Below are 24,000 nucleotides of genomic sequence, written 5' to 3' on the forward strand. Positions count from 1 at the left end.
AAACCTCTTGCGCGAGCATATATTTTTATAAGCTTGCGCAATAAACATCCAAACAAACAAATGCTTATTGATTTTTTTTAAAATACACGTACTATTGCAGTCGAAGTCGGTATGTGGCGCAGCTTGGTAGCGCACTGTCATGGGGTGGCAGGGGTCGAGAGTTCGAATCTCTCCATACCGACCATTTAACTCCTTTCAAAATTCTATTTATTAAATAAAAACGGCTTTTCGTACCACCTAATTTTAATAACATAAAATATCGCACACTTATCCACTTCTAGTTCTTAACGTATTTGTTTTAATTTATTGCAGCTGTGAGCACCTCTTCGGTGATTTAGTGCACCAGTAAAAGTTGCAGGTTGTGATCACACACCGCGATAAAGCAGCCACTGTTTATATTAATACTTCACAAAACCAAAATTTACTTTGCTTGCCAGTGGTATACGTAAATAGGTGTTTGGTAAAAATCTTTAAGCTTGATCACTTTAGTTGGTTTATATGATGGTAAAGCGAAGGTGTTACTTACAATGGTGATGTTTTTAAGCACGTTTTGTTTTAACTTTTCTTCAAGCGCTACCATACCACTAGGAAACAAGTAACACACAAGAGTAGACGCTGTACTAAAATCGGCATTTTTAAAGTCTTCACGATAGAGGGTAAGATTATCTAAACCCAAACTATATTTAAAAAGCACTGAAACCATCCAAGGAAACCACGATAACTCATAGCCAATAACCTGTTTATTAGGCTGCTTTTTGGCAACCGGTATAACAAGCGTTCCCCAACCTGAACCTAAATCAATTAATGCGCCTTTTTCATCCATGCTTATTGCATTAAGCATAGTTTGGCGTGCCTTACTTGAACTCATCATTGGTGAAATTCCCGTTTTTAGCGTGCTCCAAACAATAGATAAAGCGATTAGAAGAACTAAAAAGAAAAATGCGGTAGCAATAAAGTCCATACTAACTAACACCTAATAACGGTTGAATCATCATAATCTCACCTTATCGATTATTTGTTTCTATATAGTAAAACCATTACAAAGAGCACCGTTAGTATAAATTTATTTTATATTTAACACCTGTTTAAAATAAACCACAAAAAAAGCGCCATTTGGCGCTTTTTAGATTAGTAGCAAGGAATTAATGCTTACGCCCTACGCCGTTGCGCACCATGTCTTGGCCGCTTTGGAAAATTTCTTCGGTAATTTCGCGTGCTAATAAAAGTTGTTGCTTGTCATCAAACACCGCGACAAAACGGCTGCCGTCAGCATTGTTAGTTGCCATGCCCACGCCTGCTACGCCGGTTAAACCTAAGCCGCCGTTTTCAACTTGCAGTAAAAAGCTTTCAAGTTCAGCGAGGGTGTCGATTGCAGTTAGTTTATTTTCCATTGTGGTTGCTCTATGTATTGCTCGCCATGGCGAGACTGTAAATAATATTCGGTTATTTTACAGCACACAGTAAAAACTTAAACCACCTTTTAGGTAAAGTCAGAACAGCACCCCATAAAGCATGGGCGTTGTAAACTAAAAACCCAGCGAGTGCTGGGTATTAAGTATTAGCTTTGCTTCATTGTGCCTTGTTGTTCAAGGCGGGTATGCCAGCTGAATGCTTCTTCTAAAATATGAGGCGTATGGCCGCCACGTACACAAGCACGCTCGTAGTAATCAAGCATAGCGTTGCGATAATCTGGGTGTACACAGTGTTTAATTACTTCAACTGCCCGTTCGCGCGGTGCTAAACCGCGTAAATCAGCAAGGCCTTGCTCGGTCACTAAAATATCAACATCATGCTCGGTATGATCGACGTGGCTTACCATAGGTACCACGCTTGAAATAGCGCCGCCTTTAGCAATTGATTTAGTTACAAACACCGATACATGGGCATTACGTGCAAAATCGCCTGAACCACCAATACCGTTCATCATTTTAGTACCACACACATGAGTTGAGTTAACGTTGCCATATATATCAAACTCAAGTGCCGTGTTAATTGCAATAATACCTAAACGACGCACAATTTCAGGGTGATTCGACATTTCTTGTGGGCGAAGTACTAGCTTATCGCGGTACTTTTCAAGGTTATTAAATACTTGTGCGTTACAACGCTCTGATAAAATAATTGAACATCCAGATGCAAAATTAAGTTTACCCGCATCAATTAAATCAAAGGTAGAATCTTGTAGTACCTCTGAGTACATAGTGAGGTCTTTAAAATCTGAGTCTAATAAACCCATCATGACTGCATTGGCTATGTTACCAATACCCGCTTGTAATGGGCCTAAGTTTGCAGGCATGCGCTGTTGCGCTACTTCTTCTTTAAAAAAGTTAACTAAATGGCGTGCAATAGAGGCGGTATCGGCATCTGGGTCGGTTACTGTTGAAAATGAGTCACTTTGATTGGTAAATACAATACCCACAATTTTAGCCGGATCGATTGGAATAGCGGTGCTACCAATGCGGTCGTCTACTTTTACCAGCGGCACGGGTGTACGCGTAGGACGATACGATGGGATGTATATGTCATGCAGTCCTTCAAGCTCTGGCTGATGTAACATGTTAATTTCTACAATTACCTGCTTGGCAAAAATAGCAAAACTTGCTGAGTTACCTACTGACGTTGTTGGTACTATGTGGCCTTCTTCTGTAATAGCAACGGCTTCAATCACCGCTACATCAGGCATAGTTAACTGATGATTACGTAACTGTTCAACGGTTTCAGATAAATGCTGGTCAATAAACATGACCTCACCGTTATTAATTGCTTTACGTAATGTGCTGTCTACCTGAAACGGCATACGACGCGCTAACGCACCTGATTCAGTAAGTAGCTTATCTAAGTCGTTACCTAATGACGCGCCCGTCATTAGGTTTATTTTCATTGGGTTTTCAAGTACTCGCTCGGCAAGCGCACGTGGTACGGCTTTCGCTTCACCGGCACGAGTAAAACCACTCATACCTACGGTCATGCCGTCTTTAATAAATAAACTGGCCTGCTCCGCAGGCATCACTTTGTTGTGTAAATCACTATGACGAATTCGTTCTAATTGCATTTGGAACCCCTTAAACCCCATTATTATTTGGGCGCTATTCTAAGTATTTCCGTATGCTTCGTAAGCTAGACCTAAGTCTCATTTACGCATAGTTGGTATAAAAACGTTGCAGAGCGCTTTAATTTTGTACACTTTATTACTTAACTTATTGCTGTTATTAGGGTTATGATACTAAAATATTTATTCAGTCATTTAACCAAACAAGCTTAAAAACAAATATAGTTTTTTAAATCAATCACTTACATTTTTAGCCGGGAAAGCTGAAATTATAAGTCGTATAAAAATACAGGCCAAATCTTACAAAATAATAAACTGGTCATTAATTGGGCCATTATAGTTAAAGTACAGCATTAATTAATGAAACAAAACTAACAGTACAAACATCGATACCAGATGGTATTGCGCATTTACTTGGTCAGGCTAAATTAACCCTATTAGCAGAAGTAGCTCATTACCAACTGTGGTTTCAACTTCAATTTAAAACCGATGAATTAGGCCATTTAAGTACTGTGTTAGCAGCCCCAGAAATAATTGATACTAGAGGCACTCAACGTAGCTGGCGATTAAGTGAATTAAGCATTCAAAGCCAAGGTTTTTGCATTGACTCTATATCAAGCACAGGAATATTTTTAAAACCCACATCCATACACAATGAGCTTAATGAGCTGCAAAATATGCAGTTTATTTTACCCAATGAAGCGGCGATATCATTAGATATAGAACCAGTCAGGCAGACTGAATTTGGTATTGCAGCTAAAATAAAGCACATTCACCATGGTAAAGAGCAGTTAAGAGCGTATTTATTTGAAGTGCATAAACGCGAGTATTCAAGCTTATATCAGCTTGAGCATAAGCAAGAACTGGGGCTATCAAACTAAAAAGCCACACCAGGTGGCTTTATAACTTTTTTTCTTTAGTGACTTTACTTTAAACGTTTCGCTACATCAGCGACACGTTCGCCGTATAAACGAGCCGTTTCTAAATCGCCTGATGGAATTGCAGATTCATCTGCATCAGTAGGTGATTGCACTAATACGCCAACTGAGCCGCCTAAGTTATTGATGTCTTGGCGGGTTGAATCCAATTTATTAGCAGGTGGTAACCCTAGACTTACCCAAATGCCACCATGTTGTGAAGCCAATGTTTGCATACTAATTAGCGTGACTTGTTTGTCGCCATTCAGGCTGCCGCTATTGGTAAAACCGCCAAATACTTTGTCTTTCCACCCCATGGAGAACCATATTTTAGAGGTGGCATCGACAAACTTTTTAAACTGCCAAGGGTAAGAACCCATATAGGTAGGTGCACCAAATATAATGGCATCTGCATTGTTTAACGCATCCCAATCGGCGTCTTTAATATCACCATTTTCATCAATTGCAATAAGCTGAGCGTTTGCTCCATCTGCCACAAATTCAGCTACTTTTTTGGTATGGCCATATCCCGAAAAATAAATAACCGCTACTTTATTCATGAACTTTCCTTTTGTTGTGATTTAAAAACACGTTTTAAACATAGCATGGCTACTTAAACTAATATCAACTAAACAACATGCTTAATTAAAATAAGTTTGTATAGCCTGATCTTAAAAGGTACTCACTGCAATTTCTAAATTACTCACCGCACAGCCATACTGCGCGGTGCTAATGCGGTGGTACGCCGACTCAGACCTGGTAGATAAGCTGATAATAAACTCATCTTGCTGGCCAACAGCCGTTTTTTCTTGGCTTAAGCACATGGCTTGCGTTAAAGAGCGTAATTTGGCATCCGTTAATATGCTCCCAAAGCGCTGAACTGGTAAAGGCGGTATTTTAATTGCTGGCAATGCTTGGCTAATACTACGCTCGCTTAGGGTAAAATCGTTATTTTTAATATCAATCACACTACCTGCAGGCCAATACGAGTAACGATACGTTTTATCTTTAGTCTGGGTTTGCCCTGCTGATTTAACCATTACAACGCCATTTTTACCAATTACGGTCATTAAATTGCCAGCTTCAGATTTAATCACCACCAAGGCGGTGGTTTCGTCTACACCAAAACCAAATGCAGGTTGAGCTTGGTTTGCATCAAGGGTGTCAAGCAAAGTGGCGAGTCTTAATGTGCGGTTTCGCTCGCTAAAGTGTGTATCAAGTACACCGTAAGTAAATGTGCCTAACCCCCCAAAGCGGTTGTAAGTTAAACTATCGCTGTTTGAGCGTTCACTTGGCGCATCAATGGCTTGCGCGCCTTCTTTCAATGCCGATAAACTTGTGCCATTAGTAATCATAAACACGTTACCACCATGCGCTTGTCCACCACTTTGCACTGCGGTGCCTGCACTTGTTCCTACAACAACAGGGCGAGACTGTAACGCTTTTGTCCATGGATATGGCTGATTATTTTCATCAAACAATACCTTGCGCGTTAAGCTTTGATCGCCGCCATTAAACATAACACCGGTACTATTTTTGATTAGCTGCACTAGAGCGTCTGTGCCACTTTTACACAGCAAATATTCTGCTTGAGTGCGATCAGGGTAAATATGTTCACGTTGATATAGCCCCATTTCAGAGTGCCTAAGCGTGTTTAAATCATCACATTTATTGGTTGTTATTGCTTTAGCAAGCGCAGGGGTTAATGCAAGCCATTGTGAGTTTACATTGGGAAAACGAAGTAATCCTTCGTAAAAATCAGCAGATTCATAAGGGTCTCTGCTTGAGGCGGTAATCGCTAGTATACTTGGGTTAGTACTTTTTACTTTTAAACTGCCAGATATAAATTGCAAAATATCTGTCGCGGCGGATTCGCTATTAAGCGCGGTATTGACCTGCTCTTTTAGTCGTGTATTGTCGCTCTTCAGCTGCGCTACTTCAAGCATATCTATTACAAAATTGTATTCTTGATCCGTTAAACTATTGAGCTGTTTACTATCAATATCGCGCCATAACCATAACAGCTCTTTTTTTGACAATGTGGGTGATGATTTAGCCTGCATTGTTGCTAAATTTTTAATAGTTTTGTTTTTAGCTTGCGTATTTTTACTTGGCCATTGTTGCTTTATTTGACTAATTTTAGCGTGGGAGAGCGCAAATACATTATGTATTTTACCCGGAATTTGTGTGTTTTTTTCACAATTTTTAGGGCTTAAACTAGCACACGTTGTGAGTGCACCGCCGACTAATACTAACGTTTGTTCAGATTCTTTTGCGCCTAACTGCAGCGAAAAAGCAATGAAAAACGAAAAAAGAGCCGTTATTATGCGCGATTTAGCTAACCGTTTGTTTGGTAAATATATTCGTTCCATTATGTTATACTCATGTAAAAAATTATAAGAAATAACTTGCGAGAGCGTCTCTCACTTGCTATAAAAAAAAGGAACTTTAAAACGCGAGTAAGCTAGCACCCCTTTGCTGGCTTTGTCAAAAACCTTTTGGAATGAGAATTATGTTTAAAAAAGCACCTTTGCTTACAACATATTTCTACTCACCACACTACCTTTCGGAGTGGTTTGACGAGTAGCCCACCACCTCACTTTTTCACAGTGAGGGGCTTAGCGTGTCATTTCACCACTGCCCTGTCTAAAAATATAACAATTAAAAGCCACAGATCTGTTTGTATGTTTTTGTGCGCTTAAAAAGACAAAAGGTATTTAAGATGTTTCGTCAACTAACAATTGCGGCCACAGTAAGCGCATTACTGAACCCGATCACTTTTGCACATGCACAAGAAACCAACACCGACACCAACATTGAACGAGTAGAAGTAACAGGATCTCGCTTAAAAGGCGTTGATCTTGAAGGAACTATCCCATTAACCGTACTAGACCAAGATGCAATCAAACGCTCTGGCGCTAATACCATTCATGAATTACTCAAAGATTTATCTGTTTTTAAGGGCGGAAGCGGCACATTTTCAACTTCTGAAAGTGGCGGTACGTCTACCTCAACACCAGCGGGTCAATCAGCAGCGAGCTTAAGAGGCATGGGGCCATCGGCAACGCTTACATTAATAAATGGGCGAAGAGTTGCGCCTAGTTCATTTGCTGCAGGTACTGAAAACTTTGTGGATGTAAACTCTATTCCACTAGCCGCCATTGAGCGCATTGATATTTTAGCCACAGGTGCATCAGCCGTCTATGGTGCCGATGCGGTAGCAGGTGTTATTAACTATATTTTAAAAGATGATTTTGAAGGCGCTGAAATCAATACTTCGTTTGCCGATAGCTTTGATCAGCATGATGAAAGTAAAAAACAGCTAAACTTAGTGTATGGTACAAAAATAGGCGAGAGTAACTTAACGGTATTTGCAGATATATACGACCGTAACGCTTTTAAAGCGACCGATCGTAATTACACGGCCTCTCCCTCTTTAGCGAATGGTTACTCCTATTTGCCTAAGCTGGAGAACTCACCGAATATTTATTATTTCAGCAGCCGAGACGGTAACGAACTTCCATCACCAAACTGTAAAACCGAATTAGTGACTACTGAATTTGGTGAACAAATTTGTGCTTACTACCCTAATCAAGATGACTACCTAGATACCCCATTTGAGAGCCTTTCAACCGGCTTTATGTTTAATAGTGAGCTTGGTGGTATGCAATGGCATACTGACTTTTTTTACAGTCAAACCAAAGCAAAAGCGTATTCATCGCCCTCACCTATTAACCAAATTAATGACGACGACGGCCCGTATATTTTAGAAGACGCCTTATTTATTTACGATAATGCCGATGGTAGTAATGATTTATTAGATCAACTCTACATTGACCCATTTGATACCCAAAGTGGTCGAGAAGTGTATGGTTTTGCATTTGATGCGCGCTTTAATGCCCCAAGAACGGTGGAAGTAGAAACGAAAAACTTTCGCTTGGTAAGCAGTCTAAGTGGTGAAATTGGTGATTGGGGTTGGGAATCTGGGGTAACCTTTTCTCGCTCACGTTCAGAGCAAGAAGCGATTGCAGGGGTTTATAATCGTTACCAGTTCCATGGCGCTATCACCGGCGAGCTATGTTCAGACGGTACGCTGGCAAGTTTTGACGGTACTGACTTAAACTGTGCATCGGGAGAACTGCTACCTTTTTACAACCCTTTCCTTCAAGGCGACGCCGCTAACGATGCCGTTTTGGCAACAGCGCAAGCTCGCCCAACACGCAGTGGAGAAAGTACTGTTTATGGCTGGGATGCTAATTTTAATGGTGAGCTATTTACCTTTAACGAGCTACCTGCCTATGCTTCATTTGGGGTAGAAGCACGCCGTGAAGAACTAAGCGACATTCCTTCGCTTAATTCACAATCACGCCCTGAAGACGGCTACTTAGTAGATGTATTTGGTTTTGGCTCTAGTTTATCAGAGGCAGATCGTACTCAATATGCTGCTTTTGCAGAAATAAGTATTTCACTTACTGAGCAAATAGAGCTGCAAGCAGCAGGTCGTTACGATCATTACGATGACTTTGGTGGCACCTTTAATCCTAAAATTGGTTTGAGCTATCGTCCTACTGATTCGTTAGTTTTACGTGGCTCATGGTCAACCTCGTTTAGAGCACCATCGTTAACGCAAGCAGGGGTTAAATTAAGAACCACTCGTTCAACATTTGATTGTGGCGCTAACCAAGCGGTTTCAGAACTATACTGTGCAGGTCAAGGTACTGAGGTCAGTGTTAATTCACTTGAGTTGGGTAATAAAAGCCTAAAAGCTGAAGAGTCAGAAGCCATTAGTGTTGGTTTTGCGTGGAGCCCAAGTGTTGATACTAACTTAACCGTTGATTATTGGCAGTTTGATCACGAAGAAGTAATTGATACTAATATGACCGCCGTGCTCGACCGCGCTATAACTGATGCATCACTGCGTTATTGTGGCATTGTGCCAGAAGGTCAACAAGGTATCTCTTACGATTATGATTTATGCGGTATAACCGATGGAGAAAATGGTAGCGGCTTAACAATTGAGCAAGATGGCGCTAATTTAATTGAAATTTTAGATAACTATCTTGAAAAGTTTCCCCAACGTAAAGATGAAGAATACTTACCTTTATTCCGTGACCACGTCATTCAACTTGAAAACACCGGTACACAAACGTTAGCAGGTATTGATATTAAGTTTGACCATAGGTTTGTATTACCAAGCGGCGATTTGACCTTTGCGTTTGACGGTACTCACTATCTTGAATATGAGCGCAATAAACCAGGTTCAGATTCAATTGAAAAACTAGTGGGGACGTATCGTTATCCTGAAAATGTTGCGCGTATGTCAATAGATTGGGAAGCGCAAAGTTACTACCTTAACTTAGGTGCAAACTACACCAGCAGCTACGAGGATGATATAGAAGGCCTGCGTGGGCGTGAAATTGATGAATTAGATTCGCTTGGCGTATTAGACTCAAAAGGTGAGCATCAGGTTGACGATTGGCTCGTTTGGGATTTATCAGCAGGTTACTATGTTAATAAGTCACTGACCTTACGCGCGCGCATCAATAATATTTTTGATAAAGAGCCACCCACACTTTATGGTTCAAGCCGTGGCTTTGATTCAATCAACCATAATGCCCTAGGTGCTAATTACAAATTAAGTATTAGCTACCGTTTTTAACCGCTTAGCCGCAAAGCAAACGCTTTGCGGCATTCCTTTTATTACAGGTCATGGCTACAGTGACACTGCCTATTAAGTGCTAAAGTACGTTTAAGCGTTTATTTACGCATCAACACAATGACCTTTTATTAAAGTGAAATTATGAAACAAAAACAATTTTCTATGCCCGATGCAAGCATCATTTTGCTTTGCGTGGCAGTGATTGCCTATATGGCCACGGTATTTATTACCCCTGGGGTATTTAATGCAGAGCCTGACAGCCATACTGTGCAGCTTTCACAATATCAAGCCGTTAACGACCAACAATCACTACCTGTTTTTGCACAAGGTGGCGAGATTGGTTTAGCTAATGTATTATTTGAAGGCCTCGTGTCGGGTGATAAATATGGTGCAGCGATTGGCGTAATGGCGTTTATTTTAATCACTGGCGGTGCCTTTGGCATTATTATGAAAACCGGTGCGATTAATAACGGCATTATGGCACTTATTAATAAAACCCAGCGGGTTGAATGGCTGTTTATTCCCTTACTGTTTTTACTATTTTCGTTAGGCGGCGCGGTATTTGGTATGGGCGAAGAGGCTATTGCCTTTTGTATTGTGCTGCTCCCTATTATGCAACAACTTGGCTACGACGCTAAAGTCACTGTACTTACAACTTATGTGGCCACGCAAATAGGCTTTGCCACCTCATGGATGAACCCTTTTAGCATTGCTATAGCGCAATCGATAGCTGAAATCCCAGTGTTTTCTGGTGCGGGCTTTCGTATGCTAGCGTGGGCTTGTTTTACCCTTGTAGGCCTTGTGTTTACAATGCGCTATGCAAAACGGATAAAAACACAACCCCAAAAAACGGGTGATCAGCCAACGATTAAACTCAGCCTAGCCGATGCACTCACATTATTAGTGTTTGTATTGGGCATAGCTTGGGTTGTATGGGGGGTGATGGCGCGCCAATATTATATTCCTGAGCTTGCTGCACAGTTTTTTTGTATTGGCCTTATCAGTGCAATAATTGCCATCGTGTTTAAAAAGCTAACCGCGAATGAGTGTGCGGATGCGTTTAAACACGGTGCACAAGAATTATTGCCAGCGGCGTTATTGGTCGCATTGGCTAAAGGCATTGTATTACTATTAGGGGGTAGTGATTTAACCACTCCCTCAACCCTCAACACCCTGCTTTATTACTGTGCAAGCAGCATAGCCAGTGTGCCAGATTATATTGCAGCTTGGGGAATGCTGGTGTTTCAAAGTGTATTTAACTTTTTTGTTTCATCGGGTTCAGGGCAAGCTGCCATCACTATGCCACTGATGTCTCCTCTTGGCGATTTGCTCAATGTATCAAGACAAATTGTGGTATTGGCCTTTCAATTAGGCGATGGATTAACCAACATTTTAATTCCCACCTCAGCTAGTTTAATTGGTTGTTTAGGGGTCGTGAAATTAGATTGGGGAGAATGGGCTGCGTTTATTTGGCGCTTTGCCCTAGCACTTTTTGTATTAGCAAGCGGCTTTATATTTCTTGCTTACTTTATTAATTATCAATAAAAAGAATTTGTTATGTTAACTTTAATACAAGGTGCAACCGTTTATGCACCCACCTACCTAGGCACACAAGATGTTTTAATTGGCGGTGGTAAAATCATTGCTATTGACGAAAATATAACCCTCGACAGCAATGTGCTCGTTAAACGAATTACCGCTAAAAATAAACTTGTTGTTCCGGGGTTTGTTGATTCGTTAGTGCATATTACTGGTGGCGGTGGCGAGGCTGGGTTTGCCAGCCGCACCCCTGAAATGAACCTAACTGATGCGACCTTATCGGGCACCACCACGGTGGTGGCCGCACTGGGTACCGATTCAAGCTCACGTACACTGACCAACTTGGTTGCTAAAGCAAAAGGCCTAAAAGAACAAGGGCTGAATGTATTTTGCCATACCGGTTCGTATCATTTACCCGCGAAAACACTCACCCACTCAATTACTGACGACATCATGTATATAGAGGAGTTTATAGGTGTTGGCGAAGTGGCAATTGCCGATCACCGCAGTAGCCAACCTACGGTACAGCAATTAGCAGAATTGGCAGCAGAGGCCAAAGTAGCCGGTATGCTCAGTGGTAAAAAAGGCACTGTAAGTATTCATGTCGGCCCTGTTGATAGTCACTTGAGTATTTTGCATCAGGTGGCTGAGCAAAGTGATATTAAGCTTAAACAGTTTTACCCTACGCATATGAACCGCAATAAAGCACTTCTTGATGCCGGTATTCACTTTTGTGATCAGGGCGGTACTATCGACTTTACCACCAGCACCACAGATTACGATTTAGCCCACGGCGAGTTCGCAGCAGCCCATGCCCTTGCCTACTGCTTAGAACAAGGCGTAGCACCAAATCAACTCACTATGAGCTCAGATGGCCATGCTAGTTTACCTATTTTTGATAAAGACTTTAATTTATTGGGGCTTGAGGTGGGCAAAGAATCATCACTACTAAGCTCGTTTCAGCAAGCGGTTAAGCAATATAACGTCCCTCTTGAGCACGCTTTAATGAGTATAACCAGTAACCCTGCCGATATTTTAGGACTTGATAAAGGCCGTCTTAAAGTAGCGAGCAACGCGGATGTTGTCCTTCTCGATAAAGAGACCCTAACCCCTGAGTATGTATGGGCTAACGGCACATTAATGGTGCAAAACACCCATGCAGTTATAAAAGGCGTGTTTGAATAAGCTAGTACAGCTAAAATGCTGCTGAGATATTTCAGCAGCATTTAACATTTAATAGTGAGTTACCCTAAATATCCACTTTCAACAATAGGCGTAACCCAATATTTCAATGGGGTATATTGGCACACAGGGCTTAACGCCGTTTTAATTGTTTGCAGCTGCGCTAATAATATATGCACCTCAAACTGATAAAAGCTGCGATGCCCTTCTACCTGCTCGGCAATATCAAATTCACTGTGCTCTTTACTGTAGCCTTCAATGTTTTTTAAGTTAAAGCCGGTAATGCAGTCTATGCCAATTAATATATCAACCACTTCATCTTTTATGTTTGTGGGTACATTTAGGGTAAAAAGTAACTGTTCAGCCATGTTTTTTCTCCAACCAACCATAAAAGATAGGTAATAAATAAAGTGTTGTAATTGTTGAGGTAATTAACCCGCCAATAACCACAATCGCCAATGGCTTTTGAATCTCAGCGCCGGGGCCGGTGGCAAATACCAGTGGCAGTAAACCAAACATTGCGGTTGTGGCTGTCATTAACACTGGACGAAGGCGTCTGCTTGCGCCATCTAAAATGCGCTGCGTTACATTGGCAGAAAACATTTTCATTTGCTCAAAGTAGCTGATCATCACAATACCATTGAGTACCGCTACGCCAAGTAAAGCAACAAAACCAACCGATGCAGGCACCGACAGGTATTCATTACTAATAAATAGGGCAATCACTCCCCCCATTAATGCAAACGGAATATTAGCAATTATCAGCGTTGATTTAGATAAGGATTTAAACGTGGTAAATAAAATAATGAAAATCAGTATTAATGCCACCGGAATAAGCACCAGCAAGTTTTGTGTTGCACGTTGCTGGCTTTCAAATTCGCCACCAAACGACAAGGTAAAACCACTGGGTAATTTTATGCTGCTATTAATTTTAGCTTCCAGTTCATTCACATAACTAACCACATCGCGGTTATCCACATTAACGCTTACAGAAGCAAAGCGCTTTGCTTTTTCTCGCTCTATTAACAATGGCCCCGTTTTAAAGCTAATATTAGCCACCTCTTCAAGTGGTAGTAGGCTGTTGTCGGGCATTAAAATTAACTTTTGTTTTAATGCGCTCATTGACGATAACTCAAAGTGTGCTGCGCTTTCGCCTTTTTGTGCATTAAACACAATAGGGATCACGCGGTTTCCTTCTTGCAGTGCCGATACCTGTAAGCCTTCTAATTGCGACTTTAAATAATCGCTTAATCCTTCGGTGGTTAAACCAAACTGACTAGCAACCTCAGGAATAAGTTTAATGTTTACGTATTTCCCCCCTTCAATAAGCGCCATTTGCACATCACTTGCGCCGTCAATATTAGTGGCAAGTGCCGTGATTTTTTCAGCTAATGAGGAAAGTGTCGCAATGTCATTACCGAATACTTTAATCGAAATATCACCGGTGCCACCGGTGAGCATTTCTGATACCCGCATTTGTATTGGTTGAGTAAAGCCAATATTTACCCCTGGAAATTGCGCAAGTGTTTGTCGAATATCCTCGATTAGCCGCGCTTTGGAGTCAAAACGCCACGTATCTTTTGGCGCTAATTCCATAAACACATCGGTTTCGTTTAATCCCATAGGATCAAGCCCGAGTTCATCGGATCCGGTACGGGCAACAATTTGTACGATTTCTGGGGTTTTTTTTAACAGTGTGGCTTCAATTTGTTTATCGATATCCAGCGAGGCTTGCAAGGAAATACTCGGCGATTTTTCCAGTTGTACAATAATGTCGCCTTCATCTAAAACGGGCATAAAACTTTTACCAAGCCCCTGAAATAACACCCCACTGAGCACTAAAACAGCAACCGATATAACACTTATTGCCACTGGCTTTTTAATTGCACGGGCAAGTGTTTTAGTATAAAAACCTTGTAATAGCGTGACCATTTTAGGCTGGGTTACGGGTTCATTTTTTAATAACAACGAGGCTAAAATTGGAATAACCGTTAACGACAACAACAGCGCACTTAGCATGGCAAACACGATAGTGAGCGCCACTGGGGTAAATAACTTGCCTTCTAACCCTGTTAACATTAATAGCGGTGAAAACACGATAATAATAATAATTGTGCCTGAGAACACTGGCGCCGCGACTTCTTTACATGCGCGATAAATAACATGCAGCCGAGGGAGGTGCTGATTATTAGCCAGCCGATTCACTATGTTTTCAACAATAACTACCGATGAGTCCACCAGCATACCAATGGCAATCACTAAGCCACCTAAACTCATTAAATTAGCCGATAAATCAAACTGCTTCATCATTATAAATGTCAGCAATGCCGACATAGGTAAAGACAAAGACACCACCAATGAAGAGCGAATATCACCTAAAAACAAGGCAAGTAACACTATTACTAGAATAATTGCTTGGCCTAGTGCGCTGGTAATGGTGCTAATTGCGGTATTTATTAAGTTAGAGCGGTCGTAAAACACATTAATTGTTGTGCCTTGCGGTAATGAAGCTTCAATGGTGCGAAGTTTATCTTTTACATCTGCAACAACTTGCGCTGTATTACTATTTTTAAGCGCAATTATAAGCCCTTGTACCGCCTCTTCACTGTTTTTAGTGACTGCGCCATAACGGGTTAAACTGCCAACGTGTACCGTGGCAATATCACTTAACCGAATAACCTTATTTTGAGTGGACTTAATCACGGTATTTTCAATGGCGGTTATATCGGTGTATTTGCCCTCAGTGCGCAAAATTAAGGTGTCGTTGCCTTTTTCTAAGCGCCCTATGCCACCATTTTGATTCGTTTGCGTGATTGCCAACTTCATTTCATCAAAGCTGACTTGATGCTGTTGCATCAATAAAGTATTGGGAAGTATTTCATAGGTTTTTGAAAAGCCGCCAAGGCTATTTACATCAGCAACGCCGGTTACAGTGCGCAGTAATGGACGAATTTGCCAATCTAAAAGCTCTCTTTTTTCAATCAGCGATAAATGAGTACTTTCTATGGTAAACATGAACACCTCGCTCAAAGGCGTGCTCATTGGCGCCATGCCGCCACTAATATTACTGGGCAAGGTGGGCAAAATATTTAATAAACGCTCATTCACTTGCTGACGCGCCCAATAAATGTCGGTGCCCTCTTCAAAGTCAATGGTAATATCGGTAATAGAATACTTAGTGGTAGAGCGCAGCATTTGCTGTAACGGAATACCCAGTAATTCGGTTTCAATCACCCGTGTTACTTGCGATTCTATTTCAAGGGCGTTCATGCCGGGTAATTTGTAAACTATTTTAACTTGGGTGGGTGATATTTCTGGAAAAGCATCCACCGGAATACTTAACCAAGATTTAGCACCAATGGCCATAGCAACAATAACAAAAATACTAACAAACAAACGCTGAGTAAGTGAAAACTTAATAAGCTGGTTTAACATTTACTCTCTCCCTAAGTGAAGCAACATACCCTGTAGCGCACTTACCGAGCTAATTAGTACCTGCTGATCATCTAGGTTTTTGTTAGCAGTAAATACATAGTCTTTGCCTTGTGTACCTTTGAGCTCAATCGGCAGTAACTCAAGCTTATCGCCAGACTTTAAAGCAATGTAATTAACATCTTCAAATTCAAACACCGCTGACTTTGCTATTTTAAAGCCCGTTAATTTATTTACCGGTGTGACTTTGATAGTTTGCCCCAGTCTAAGCTGGCACTCATTTGAGCTTGGCGACGCCCACACTATTTGATGGTATTTATCTGCAATACTGTCATAGCTCTCAATATTTAAGTTGCAACTTTGTGACAGCTTGAAATGCGCTAACGTGTTGGTAAAACTAAGAGAGACTTTAATCTTAACGCGAATACTACTTGCATCGATAATATCAAACGCGGTGTCACCCATCACACGGTTTCCCGACTCATTAGTGAGTTTTAAAATGCCCGTTTTTGGACTCACTAAGGTCACGTTTTCATTATCATCAATGTTTAAAAATGCCATTTGATGTTGCATATGTTCAAAATTTAGCTTGGCTTCAAAATAGCTTTTTGTGATTTCAACCCATTCAGAACTTCTTATTATTTTGTTTTTTAAGTGTTGTTGGTTTATGTCGTAATGGCTTTTAGCAATAGCGAGCATGTCTTTTGCTGATTGATAGGCATCTAAAAAATGGTGAACATCACTGCCCTCAACGCTTGCGATAGTGGCGCCCTTTTCTACCATGCTGCCGTTAGGGTATAAGTAACGAACCTGCTGTACATCAAACGCAAACAGCACCGTATAATTGACCCCGGGTTTGAAATTAACTTCACCAATTAAACTTTGCCCGTTAATAAACTCTGTTTTTTGAATCGGCGCAAATTCAACATCAAAACCACTGAGTGACGAAAGCCCTACAGGTGCTAAATTTTGCGAAGCAAACACAGGATTAAATGTTAATAAAGTCACCGTAAAGAAGAAAAATAACGTATATTGAATACGCAAAAAATGACGCATTTTTTTTGTAAAATTTAACAGCATTTAGTTTGTTCACATTTGATTAATTTTATAGAATCAACCATGACTTTTTTAGAATGTTAAATCATCAGGCAAACGCCTTAACGTACCCAAAAAAAACGAAATTTACGCTATGGTACATTTGCCCATTGTATTTATAAGCCATTGATAATAGAGGCTTTAATGAGAGACAAGTTAATAGCAGCCACCTTGTTAATAATAATGGTGCTAAACTTTTTTGATGTACTAACGGATATACATTTAGGCGTACCGCAGTGGCATATTTTTTCTGAGGGCTTAATCGTTGTCATTTCTGCAGCCTGTGCTATTTACTTAATTAGCGATATTCGTGCGCGTACTGCCAATATTAATGCGCTGAAACAAGAATTAGTGCATTCAAAAAAAGAACTTAAAAACATATCACAGGCAATGATGGATGCGCGTCATGAATACAGTGGTGTTATTCAAACCCAATTTTCACAATGGACATTGACCCGCAGTGAGCAAGAAGTCGCGATGTTATTACTTAAAGGCTTAAGCTTTAAAGAAATAAGCGCACTAAGAAACACAAAAGAAAAAACCGTACGCCAACAAGCGTCCGATATTTACAGTAAAGCCGATGTAGAAGGCCGACATGAATTTGCTGCATGGTTTTTAGAAGACTTTATGCAGCAAAGGCACTATCCGCATTCGAGCTCAGCCATTAACTAATTTAGTGACTATCGCATATACTTGCGCGTTATTTTAGTCAGCGTTAAGCTAGCGCTTTATTTTCGTCATTATGCTCTGTTTGCTCTATAGTCCACAGAAATAATTCAATGTGAAGGTTTAATATGAATAACAGTAGTTACCCAATTGGTACGGCTGGTGAAAAGTGGAACAACAACAATAAAACCCAATGGCTTGAGGCACAAAAAATTAAGCGCAGCTATCAGCAAGAAGTCGTCACTTTAATTGATGAACTTAAAAGCACTCTAGAAGTACAGCGATACGGTGAGCTTGGGTATGCTACGGGTAGCTATCCTTTGTACGCGCTTAAAACCGCTAACTTTGCTCCAAGTAAAGCTACTGTTTTAATTACTGGTGGTGTACATGGTTACGAAACCAGTGGTGTACATGGCGCTTTAAGATTCGCCAAAACACTGGCAACTCATTATGCGCAACACTTTAATATTGTTATTGTCCCCTGCATTAGTCCTTGGGGTTACGAGACGATAAATCGCTGGAACCCAGAGGCTGTAGATCCAAATCGTTCTTTTTACGAAGCCAGCCCAGCACAAGAATCTGCCGCGGTAATGGATTATGTACAATCGTTAAATACTGATTTAATTGCACATATCGATTTACATGAAACAACCGATTCAGATAACAGTGAGTTTCGTCCTGCACTTGCAGCGCGCGAAGGTAAAGTAAATACGAACTGGAATATCCCTGACGGTTTTTATTTAGTCGCTGATAGCAACAAGCCTGAGCCTGCTTTTCAAAAAGCCATTATTGAGTGTGTTAAAAAGGTAACACATATCGCGCCTAGTGATGAAAATAACCAGTTAATTGGTGTACCGCAAGAGCAATATGGGGTTATAAATTATGCGGCCAAAGAGTTAGGTTTATGTATGGGATTATCTGATGCGTCTTACGTTACAACCACTGAAGTTTACCCCGATAGTGCAACAGCCAATCCTGAAGAGTGTATAGTGGCACAAGTGGCTGCAATTACAGGTGCGTTAGATTACATTATTAGTATTTACAACACTGATTAAGGTGTGGACTAAAGGAGCCACGATTGAAATTTAAAAATAAATATGGCAGTTATAAGTTGCGCGTAGAGGGTAGTATTGTAATTGCCCAATTTAAAGGTAGCCTAAACCCTGAATTATTAAATCACTTTAATGCGACACTACTAGAGACCATTGCACCGTTTAAACATCTACCTTGGGGCTACATCAGCGATTCACCAGATGTAGTGGCAGCTACCCCTGATGCAGAAAAAAATATGATCGATGTTAGCCAAACAATGGGGAAAAATAACTGCCTAATTAGTGCCTTTGTACTCACTTCTCCTATAGCCTTAAGGCAAATTCAACGTATTATGCACGGCTCAGGTCGCGACGCCCATTTGCAAGATTGCTTATTTGATGACTTGCAGCAGGCCAAATCATTTGTAAATAAAATACTTACCTCAACCGAATAACGAAATTACACGGCTGAGGTAGCTAAACTAAAATGCTAATTTTTATAGAACTGGCTGTCTTTGGTAATTGAAATACTGTTGTCTTCTTGCGCAGTGATCTTAAACTGCAACTTATTTACCTTACTCGGCAGATCATACCCATCAGCAGTTACGGTTACAGGCACATTTTTCATCATTCCTGGTTCTACCAACACTGCACTTGGGCTTTGTAAAGTAGCACCCGCTAACCCGCTAATGGAAATTGAATAATGTAGCGACTGTTGTGTTTTATTAATAATTGTAAGCGTATAAGGATTTTCTACTAAGCCTTCGTAATTTACACGGTACAATTCATTTCGGTCTCTCAGCACTGAAGCTTCTATAGGAGTGCGTTGTAACATCCAAGCAAACATAGAAATAATTAACAATGCAGTTAAACCACCATAACCCACTAACTTAAGCCTAAATGGATTAGTTTTCTGCCCTGCCATTTGTTTTTCACTGGCGTATTTTATTAAGCCTTTTTTATAGCCAAACTTATTCATAGTATCGTCACAGGCATCAATACATAAGCCACAATTAATACACTCATATTGCAAGCCATTACGAATATCAATCCCTGCCGGGCATACTTCTACACACAAATTACAGTCTACACAGTCACCTAAATTAAGCGCTTTAGGATCGGCTTTGCGTTTACGTGGGCCACGGTTTTCACCTCGTTCGCTATCGTAGGTTACCACTAGTGTGTCTTTATCAAACATCACAGATTGAAAGCGCGAATACGGACACGCTACAGTACACATTTTTTCTCGTAAAAAGCCTGCGTTGCCATAGGTACAAAATGCAAATAAAAACACCCAAAAACTGGTGATCCCAGACCATTCAAAATTAACCATTTCTAGGTATAAGGTTTTAGCTGGAATAAAATACGCTAAAAAAGAAGTGGCAGTTAAGAGTGAAATAACCAGCCATGCTGTATGTTTAGTTATTTTTTTACGCCATTTAGTCAAGTCCCATGCAGACTTATCGAGTTTAATACGTTGATTACGTGTCCCCTCAATACGTTGCTCAACCCAAGAGAACATCAACATCCAAATTGTTTGCGGGCACGTATAGCCACACCACACACGGCCAAGCCAATTGGTCACAAAAAATAAGGCAAACGCCCCCACCATAAACAACATGGCTAAAATCATGAAGTCTTGAGGGAGTAAGGTTAAACCAAAAATAGTAAAGGTTTGTGTGGCAACATCCAATAAAACCGCTTGCTGACCGTTGTATTGTATCCACGGAATAGCAATAAAACTAAGCATTAACAGCCAGCCTAAATTACGCCGTATACGCTGAAAAAATCCTTTTTGCTCGCGTATATAAATTGGCCCCTCTTCTTTATAGGGCTTAATGATCATGTCTTCTTCTTTAATATCAAACTTCATGTTACTTACTTAATAGTGACGGGTGTTAAGTATGTATTTGCAACTTTCAGACCATACTGAAATAAAAATTAACATATTGATATTAAATAACTTTATAAATTACAAAAAACAGAAAGTCGCGATATTTAACGAAATCCACGCTATATCGCGAGTTAAAGGGTGCGCTGTAACCCTAACTTGCGCATTTTTGAACGAAGCGTACTCTCTGGTAACCCTAATTTTTTGGCAGCCCCTTGTTCACCAGCAATTCTCCAGTTACATAACGTCAGTACAGAGGAAATATGTTGTTTTTGCGCTTCATCCAGTGTTAGGGTCGGATTAATGGTATTAGGAGCATCGGCTTTAAGTGGCTGGCTTAACTGCAACGTAGGCTGTTTAGACAAAATTGCTTCTCGCTCTAATACATTTTGCAGCTCTCTAATATTACCAGGCCAGTCATAAGCCTGTAATTGTCTAATAGCCTTTTTGCTTACTCCTTGTAATTGTTTACCTAAGCGCTTATTTATTTGCGCAATTAAGTTTTGGCACAAGTAAGGAATGTCTTCTTTTCGCTCTTTTAATGCAGGTACTTTGATAGGAAATACATTTAAGCGGTAATATAAGTCCATCCTAAATTGGCCTTTTTGTACCATATCCCACAGGTTGCGGTTAGTTGCTGCTAAAATACGAATATCAACTTTTAACGTCTGACTGCCCCCTACTCGCTCAAATTCGCGCTCTTGTAATACTCGTAATAATTTACTTTGTGACTCTAACGGCAGCTCTGCCACTTCATCTAAAAATAAAGTGCCCTTATCAGCAAGTTCAAAACGCCCTTTACGTCGCTCATTTGCGCCGGTAAACGAGCCTCGTTCGTGTCCAAACAACTCCGATTCTAATAAGCTAGGGGTAAACGCCGCACAATTAACTTTTATAAACGCCTGCTCATTGCGCTTGCTTAATCTATGTAAGTTACGCGCCACCAGCTCTTTGCCAGTACCGTTTTCGCCAAGTATCAACACCGTACTGTCGGTTTCGCTCACTAACTGTATTTGCTGCAACATACGTTGAAATACATCACTGCGCCCTACTAGCCCCGAGTCTTGCCAATCTTGATTTAGCTCGGCAGTAAGGTAGTCGTTTTCATCTTTGAGCTGCTCGCTTAAATGCTTTACTTGCGCTAAAGCATCTTGGAGCGCGGTTTGGGTTCGCTGCTGCGCTGATATATCGCGAAAAACGGCCACGGCACCAATAAGCTGGCTATTTTTATAAACAGGTGTGGAGGTATATTCAACAGCAAAGGCGCTGCCATCTTTACGCCAAAATACTTCGTTTTTAACCTCGCGGCGTTTGCCATCAAACATGGTGCAGTAAATTTGGCATTCATCGGCAGGATAAGGCGTGCCATCGGCATGACTGTGATGATGATATTGATGTATTTTTTTTCCTAATAATTCATCGGCCGTCCAACCCGTCATTCGCTCTGCGGCTGGATTTACAAACACCGCATTACCAGATAAATCAAATCCGTATATGCCCTCACCTACCGCATTAAGTAATAAAGTAGGATCGTTTAAAAAGTTTTTTATCATTGCAGACCTCGCGAAATATCGCGAGTATTATGCCAATTCTCTCCTGCTTTAGCACCTAGTAATGGCTAAATAATGCCTTAATATCTATTTTTGCTTCTAGCCGTGCTGCGATTAAATACAAGCCCGCTAGCTTACGGTGAATAAACAACGCATCAACAGGAGGCGTATGCCATTGCTGCGACTGTGCGCTTAACTGCAAACCTGCATCTTTAATATTGCTAGCAAGCTCGCTGTTTTTAAAGTCAAACTCGCCGTGATAACGCAGTGGCTCGCAGGCCATTAAAAATAAATCAATCACTTTTTCTTTGTAATTGTCTTTGAGAGAATCTTTAAAATAGCCAATATCGGTGGCGGCATTGAGCACCCCTTCTCGGTCGTTATTACTACCGGCTTTAAATAAAGCTAAATAAGCACTACTTAGCGCTGGAGTAATTTCTCGTGTGGCACCAAAATCAAACAACACTATTTTTTGTGACTCAACTTGATAGTGAAAATTAGCAAAATTAGGATCAGTCTGAATTAAATGAAATTCAAACATCTCTTTAAAAAATAAATCTATTAACTGCTCTGCTACTCGACTTCGCTCTGATTGAGATAAATATGTAATGCCTTCTATAGGTTTGGCATCTACATACTCCATGGTTAGCACTTGCGCAGTACTGTGCTGAGGATACACGCTAGGGACTTTGAAATGCGCGTTATCTGCTAACAGGTTTTTGTAACGTGCTAAATACTCAGCTTCTCGAGTGTAGTCGGCCTCGGCTAATAGCTGTGCTTTGGCTTCTGCCACTAAGGGTTTAATATCCAGCTCTTTAGGTAATAACCGCGATAAGGTAAGTAAAGTGATCACGTTATCTACGTCACTCACTACACTTTTTGCGATTCCAGGGTATTGAATTTTAACTGCCAGCTGCGCGCCATTTTCTTTAAAAGCTAAATGAACCTGGCCAATGGACGCCGCCGCAAACGGCCTAAGCTCAATATGAGAAAAACGCGATAACCAATCCTCTCCCCACTGCTCTTTTAAAACACTAACCAGTTGCTTATGTGGCATCGGGTTAGCATCGGAACGCAGTAAAGACAGCAATTGAGCAAGTTCGGGAGTTAATAAGTCGCCCGCATCCATTGAAAGCAGCTGTCCAAGCTTCATTGCCGCACCGCGCAGGTGTGAGAGTTGAGTGGCTAGGTTTTCAATATTTTTAGGCTGAAGCAATAAGCTTTTATTATCCCAGCCTTTACCAGAAAGCGCACTTTTAGCCCCGCCCACTAACATATTCGTGGCGACGCCAGTGGCTAATGAGCCTAACTTTGCAAAACGTGAAAGTCGAGATGTGGGAACGGATCGCTCATTAGCCATAATTAACCTAATCTATTAATAATAAGGTCAACTAATACGTTTTATTACGCCTATTGGATCTAAATTATAACCGAGGGACTAGCTTAATAGCGCCTTCTACTACTTTTAAATCTAAAGGTAAATTACTTAATAATGCCATTTTAGGATCGTTCATATTTAACTTATAAACGGGGTTAACGGCTAAAAAGGCATTCATTACATCCATGGCCTCGTTATCCAGCACTTCTAAATTACCTTTAAAGCCACCGGCATCAATGCTTGAGTCGAGTAACTTAACATTACGTAAAAATACCGCTTTTTTCTCGCTGTCATAAAAAGGGGTGCCCTGTATTTGCAGCTTTAAGCGCACTGGGTACTTTAATGCAAAAGCATTAATCTCGGCGCTCGAATCAGCACCTAGTAGGACATAGTCACTATTATCTGGGCCAATATTAACGCTTAAATCATTCACACCAAACTGCACAGGTAAGCCCATCAGGCTAACTTTTTCACTTAATTTAGGTAACTCTTTATTTAGTAACGACTCAACCTCTGAATTTGTAAATGAATAAACCGAAATACCCTGCGTACTGTTACAGGCAGTTAAAAATAGTAGTGAAATAAAAACAAAAATTTTCATGCAAAACCCT

At 40.7% G+C, this 24,000-nt stretch carries 18 protein-coding genes, 1 tRNA gene and 1 pseudogene; 8 read left to right on the top strand and 12 right to left on the bottom strand.

Features of this window, described 5'->3' with window-relative positions; genetic code table 11:
* The first annotated feature begins 107 nt into the window (after positions 1-107).
* Positions 108-184, top strand: a tRNA-Pro gene (locus KG708_RS05935).
* 237 nt (positions 185-421) lie between these two features.
* Here KG708_RS05935 and KG708_RS05940 read toward each other — a convergent pair.
* The 3 genes from KG708_RS05940 to KG708_RS05950 all read right to left on the bottom strand — a co-directional run bounded on the left by KG708_RS05940 (position 422) and on the right by KG708_RS05950 (position 3,052).
* A complete protein-coding gene (locus KG708_RS05940) occupies positions 422-961 on the bottom strand; it encodes a methyltransferase (protein ID WP_213608552.1) in 540 nt (179 codons plus the stop codon).
* A gap of 181 nt (positions 962-1,142) precedes the next feature.
* The gene (locus KG708_RS05945) at positions 1,143-1,391 is read right to left on the bottom strand and encodes a hypothetical protein (protein WP_008114111.1); all 249 of its coding nucleotides are present in this window, start codon (positions 1,389-1,391) and stop codon (positions 1,143-1,145) included.
* 167 nt (positions 1,392-1,558) lie between these two features.
* Positions 1,559-3,052, bottom strand: a complete 1,494-nt coding sequence (locus KG708_RS05950; protein WP_213608553.1) for an acetyl-CoA hydrolase/transferase family protein — start codon at positions 3,050-3,052, stop codon at positions 1,559-1,561.
* Between the two features lie 347 nt (positions 3,053-3,399).
* On the opposite strand from KG708_RS05950, the pseudogene KG708_RS05955 reads away from it, so the two are divergent.
* A pseudogene (locus KG708_RS05955) lies at positions 3,400-3,930 on the top strand (hypothetical protein); the annotation flags it as partial.
* A 44-nt stretch (positions 3,931-3,974) separates the two neighbouring features.
* On the opposite strand, the gene KG708_RS05960 reads toward KG708_RS05955, so the two are convergent.
* Together KG708_RS05960 and KG708_RS05965 are read right to left on the bottom strand one after the other, a co-directional pair.
* Positions 3,975-4,526, bottom strand: a complete 552-nt coding sequence (locus KG708_RS05960; RefSeq protein WP_213608554.1) for a flavodoxin family protein — start codon at positions 4,524-4,526, stop codon at positions 3,975-3,977.
* Positions 4,527-4,637: 111 nt separating this feature from the next.
* Positions 4,638-6,338, bottom strand: a complete 1,701-nt coding sequence (locus tag KG708_RS05965) for a cyanophycinase (RefSeq protein WP_213608555.1) — start codon at positions 6,336-6,338, stop codon at positions 4,638-4,640.
* Between the two features lie 350 nt (positions 6,339-6,688).
* On the opposite strand from KG708_RS05965, the gene KG708_RS05970 reads away from it, so the two are divergent.
* From KG708_RS05970 to iadA, 3 genes are all read left to right on the top strand, one after another.
* On the top strand, positions 6,689-9,625 hold the full coding sequence (locus KG708_RS05970) for a TonB-dependent receptor (protein ID WP_213608556.1): 2,937 nt from the start codon (positions 6,689-6,691) through the stop codon (positions 9,623-9,625).
* A 141-nt stretch (positions 9,626-9,766) separates the two neighbouring features.
* A complete protein-coding gene (gene yfcC, locus KG708_RS05975) occupies positions 9,767-11,170 on the top strand; it encodes a putative basic amino acid antiporter YfcC (RefSeq protein WP_213608557.1) in 1,404 nt (467 codons plus the stop codon).
* A gap of 12 nt (positions 11,171-11,182) precedes the next feature.
* The gene (iadA, locus tag KG708_RS05980; protein WP_213608558.1) at positions 11,183-12,349 is read left to right on the top strand and encodes a beta-aspartyl-peptidase; all 1,167 of its coding nucleotides are present in this window, start codon (positions 11,183-11,185) and stop codon (positions 12,347-12,349) included.
* A 59-nt stretch (positions 12,350-12,408) separates the two neighbouring features.
* Here iadA and KG708_RS05985 read toward each other — a convergent pair whose 3' ends face one another.
* From KG708_RS05985 to KG708_RS05995, 3 genes are read right to left on the bottom strand one after another with little or no spacing between them, the layout of a single operon-like run.
* Positions 12,409-12,714: a DUF3240 family protein gene (locus tag KG708_RS05985; protein ID WP_213608559.1), complete on the bottom strand. Its 306-nt coding sequence runs from the start codon at positions 12,712-12,714 to the stop codon at positions 12,409-12,411.
* Entirely contained in the window at positions 12,707-15,781 is a 3,075-nt protein-coding gene (locus KG708_RS05990; protein ID WP_213608560.1) for a CusA/CzcA family heavy metal efflux RND transporter, read from the bottom strand. The genes KG708_RS05985 and KG708_RS05990 overlap by 8 nt, the downstream gene beginning before the upstream one ends.
* On the bottom strand, positions 15,782-16,822 hold the full coding sequence (locus KG708_RS05995) for a hypothetical protein (protein ID WP_301003322.1): 1,041 nt from the start codon (positions 16,820-16,822) through the stop codon (positions 15,782-15,784). It abuts the gene before it with no gap.
* A gap of 195 nt (positions 16,823-17,017) precedes the next feature.
* Here KG708_RS05995 and KG708_RS06000 point away from each other — a divergent pair, with 195 nt between their 5' ends.
* The 3 genes from KG708_RS06000 (at position 17,018) to KG708_RS06010 (ending at position 19,025) form a co-directional block, all read left to right on the top strand.
* Positions 17,018-17,545: a helix-turn-helix transcriptional regulator gene (locus KG708_RS06000; RefSeq protein WP_024601172.1), complete on the top strand. Its 528-nt coding sequence runs from the start codon at positions 17,018-17,020 to the stop codon at positions 17,543-17,545.
* A gap of 122 nt (positions 17,546-17,667) precedes the next feature.
* On the top strand, positions 17,668-18,594 hold the full coding sequence (locus KG708_RS06005; RefSeq protein WP_213608562.1) for a M14 family metallocarboxypeptidase: 927 nt from the start codon (positions 17,668-17,670) through the stop codon (positions 18,592-18,594).
* 23 nt (positions 18,595-18,617) lie between these two features.
* Positions 18,618-19,025, top strand: coding sequence for a hypothetical protein (locus KG708_RS06010; RefSeq protein WP_213608563.1), 408 nt, complete (start codon positions 18,618-18,620; stop codon positions 19,023-19,025).
* A 35-nt stretch (positions 19,026-19,060) separates the two neighbouring features.
* Here the strand turns inward: KG708_RS06010 and ccoG are convergent, their stop codons facing one another.
* The 4 genes from ccoG to KG708_RS06030 form a co-directional block, all read right to left on the bottom strand.
* Entirely contained in the window at positions 19,061-20,443 is a 1,383-nt protein-coding gene (ccoG, locus tag KG708_RS06015; protein WP_213608564.1) for a cytochrome c oxidase accessory protein CcoG, read from the bottom strand.
* A 152-nt stretch (positions 20,444-20,595) separates the two neighbouring features.
* Positions 20,596-22,014 carry a sigma 54-interacting transcriptional regulator gene (locus KG708_RS06020; RefSeq protein ID WP_213608565.1) on the bottom strand — a complete coding sequence of 473 codons (1,419 nt, stop codon included), beginning with the start codon at positions 22,012-22,014 and terminating at the stop codon, positions 20,596-20,598.
* Positions 22,015-22,069: 55 nt separating this feature from the next.
* Entirely contained in the window at positions 22,070-23,371 is a 1,302-nt protein-coding gene (locus tag KG708_RS06025) for an AarF/ABC1/UbiB kinase family protein (protein WP_213608566.1), read from the bottom strand.
* Positions 23,372-23,435: 64 nt separating this feature from the next.
* Complete coding sequence (locus KG708_RS06030) at positions 23,436-23,990, bottom strand: DUF1439 domain-containing protein (RefSeq protein WP_213608567.1); 555 nt, start codon at positions 23,988-23,990, stop codon at positions 23,436-23,438.
* Positions 23,991-24,000: the final 10 nt, after the last annotated feature.

Origin of the sequence: Pseudoalteromonas sp. (genome assembly GCF_018402495.1) — a bacterium.
Taxonomy (GTDB): domain Bacteria; phylum Pseudomonadota; class Gammaproteobacteria; order Enterobacterales; family Alteromonadaceae; genus Pseudoalteromonas.

Bases quoted from the DNA above. Each gene is read 5' to 3' on its own strand.
- KG708_RS05940 (WP_213608552.1), bottom strand. From the start codon at position 961: ATGGACTTTATTGCTACCGCATTTTTCTTTTTAGTTCTTCTAATCGCT.
- KG708_RS05945 (WP_008114111.1), bottom strand. From the start codon at position 1,391: ATGGAAAATAAACTAACTGCAATCGACACCCTCGCTGAACTTGAAAGC.
- KG708_RS05950 (WP_213608553.1), bottom strand. From the start codon at position 3,052: ATGCAATTAGAACGAATTCGTCATAGTGATTTACACAACAAAGTGATG.
- KG708_RS05960 (WP_213608554.1), bottom strand. From the start codon at position 4,526: ATGAATAAAGTAGCGGTTATTTATTTTTCGGGATATGGCCATACCAAA.
- KG708_RS05965 (WP_213608555.1), bottom strand. From the start codon at position 6,338: ATGGAACGAATATATTTACCAAACAAACGGTTAGCTAAATCGCGCATA.
- KG708_RS05970 (WP_213608556.1), top strand. From the start codon at position 6,689: ATGTTTCGTCAACTAACAATTGCGGCCACAGTAAGCGCATTACTGAAC.
- yfcC (WP_213608557.1), top strand. From the start codon at position 9,767: ATGAAACAAAAACAATTTTCTATGCCCGATGCAAGCATCATTTTGCTT.
- iadA (WP_213608558.1), top strand. From the start codon at position 11,183: ATGTTAACTTTAATACAAGGTGCAACCGTTTATGCACCCACCTACCTA.
- KG708_RS05985 (WP_213608559.1), bottom strand. From the start codon at position 12,714: ATGGCTGAACAGTTACTTTTTACCCTAAATGTACCCACAAACATAAAA.
- KG708_RS05990 (WP_213608560.1), bottom strand. From the start codon at position 15,781: ATGTTAAACCAGCTTATTAAGTTTTCACTTACTCAGCGTTTGTTTGTT.
- KG708_RS06000 (WP_024601172.1), top strand. From the start codon at position 17,018: ATGAGAGACAAGTTAATAGCAGCCACCTTGTTAATAATAATGGTGCTA.
- KG708_RS06005 (WP_213608562.1), top strand. From the start codon at position 17,668: ATGAATAACAGTAGTTACCCAATTGGTACGGCTGGTGAAAAGTGGAAC.
- ccoG (WP_213608564.1), bottom strand. From the start codon at position 20,443: ATGAAGTTTGATATTAAAGAAGAAGACATGATCATTAAGCCCTATAAA.
- KG708_RS06020 (WP_213608565.1), bottom strand. From the start codon at position 22,014: ATGATAAAAAACTTTTTAAACGATCCTACTTTATTACTTAATGCGGTA.
- KG708_RS06025 (WP_213608566.1), bottom strand. From the start codon at position 23,371: ATGGCTAATGAGCGATCCGTTCCCACATCTCGACTTTCACGTTTTGCA.
- KG708_RS06030 (WP_213608567.1), bottom strand. From the start codon at position 23,990: ATGAAAATTTTTGTTTTTATTTCACTACTATTTTTAACTGCCTGTAAC.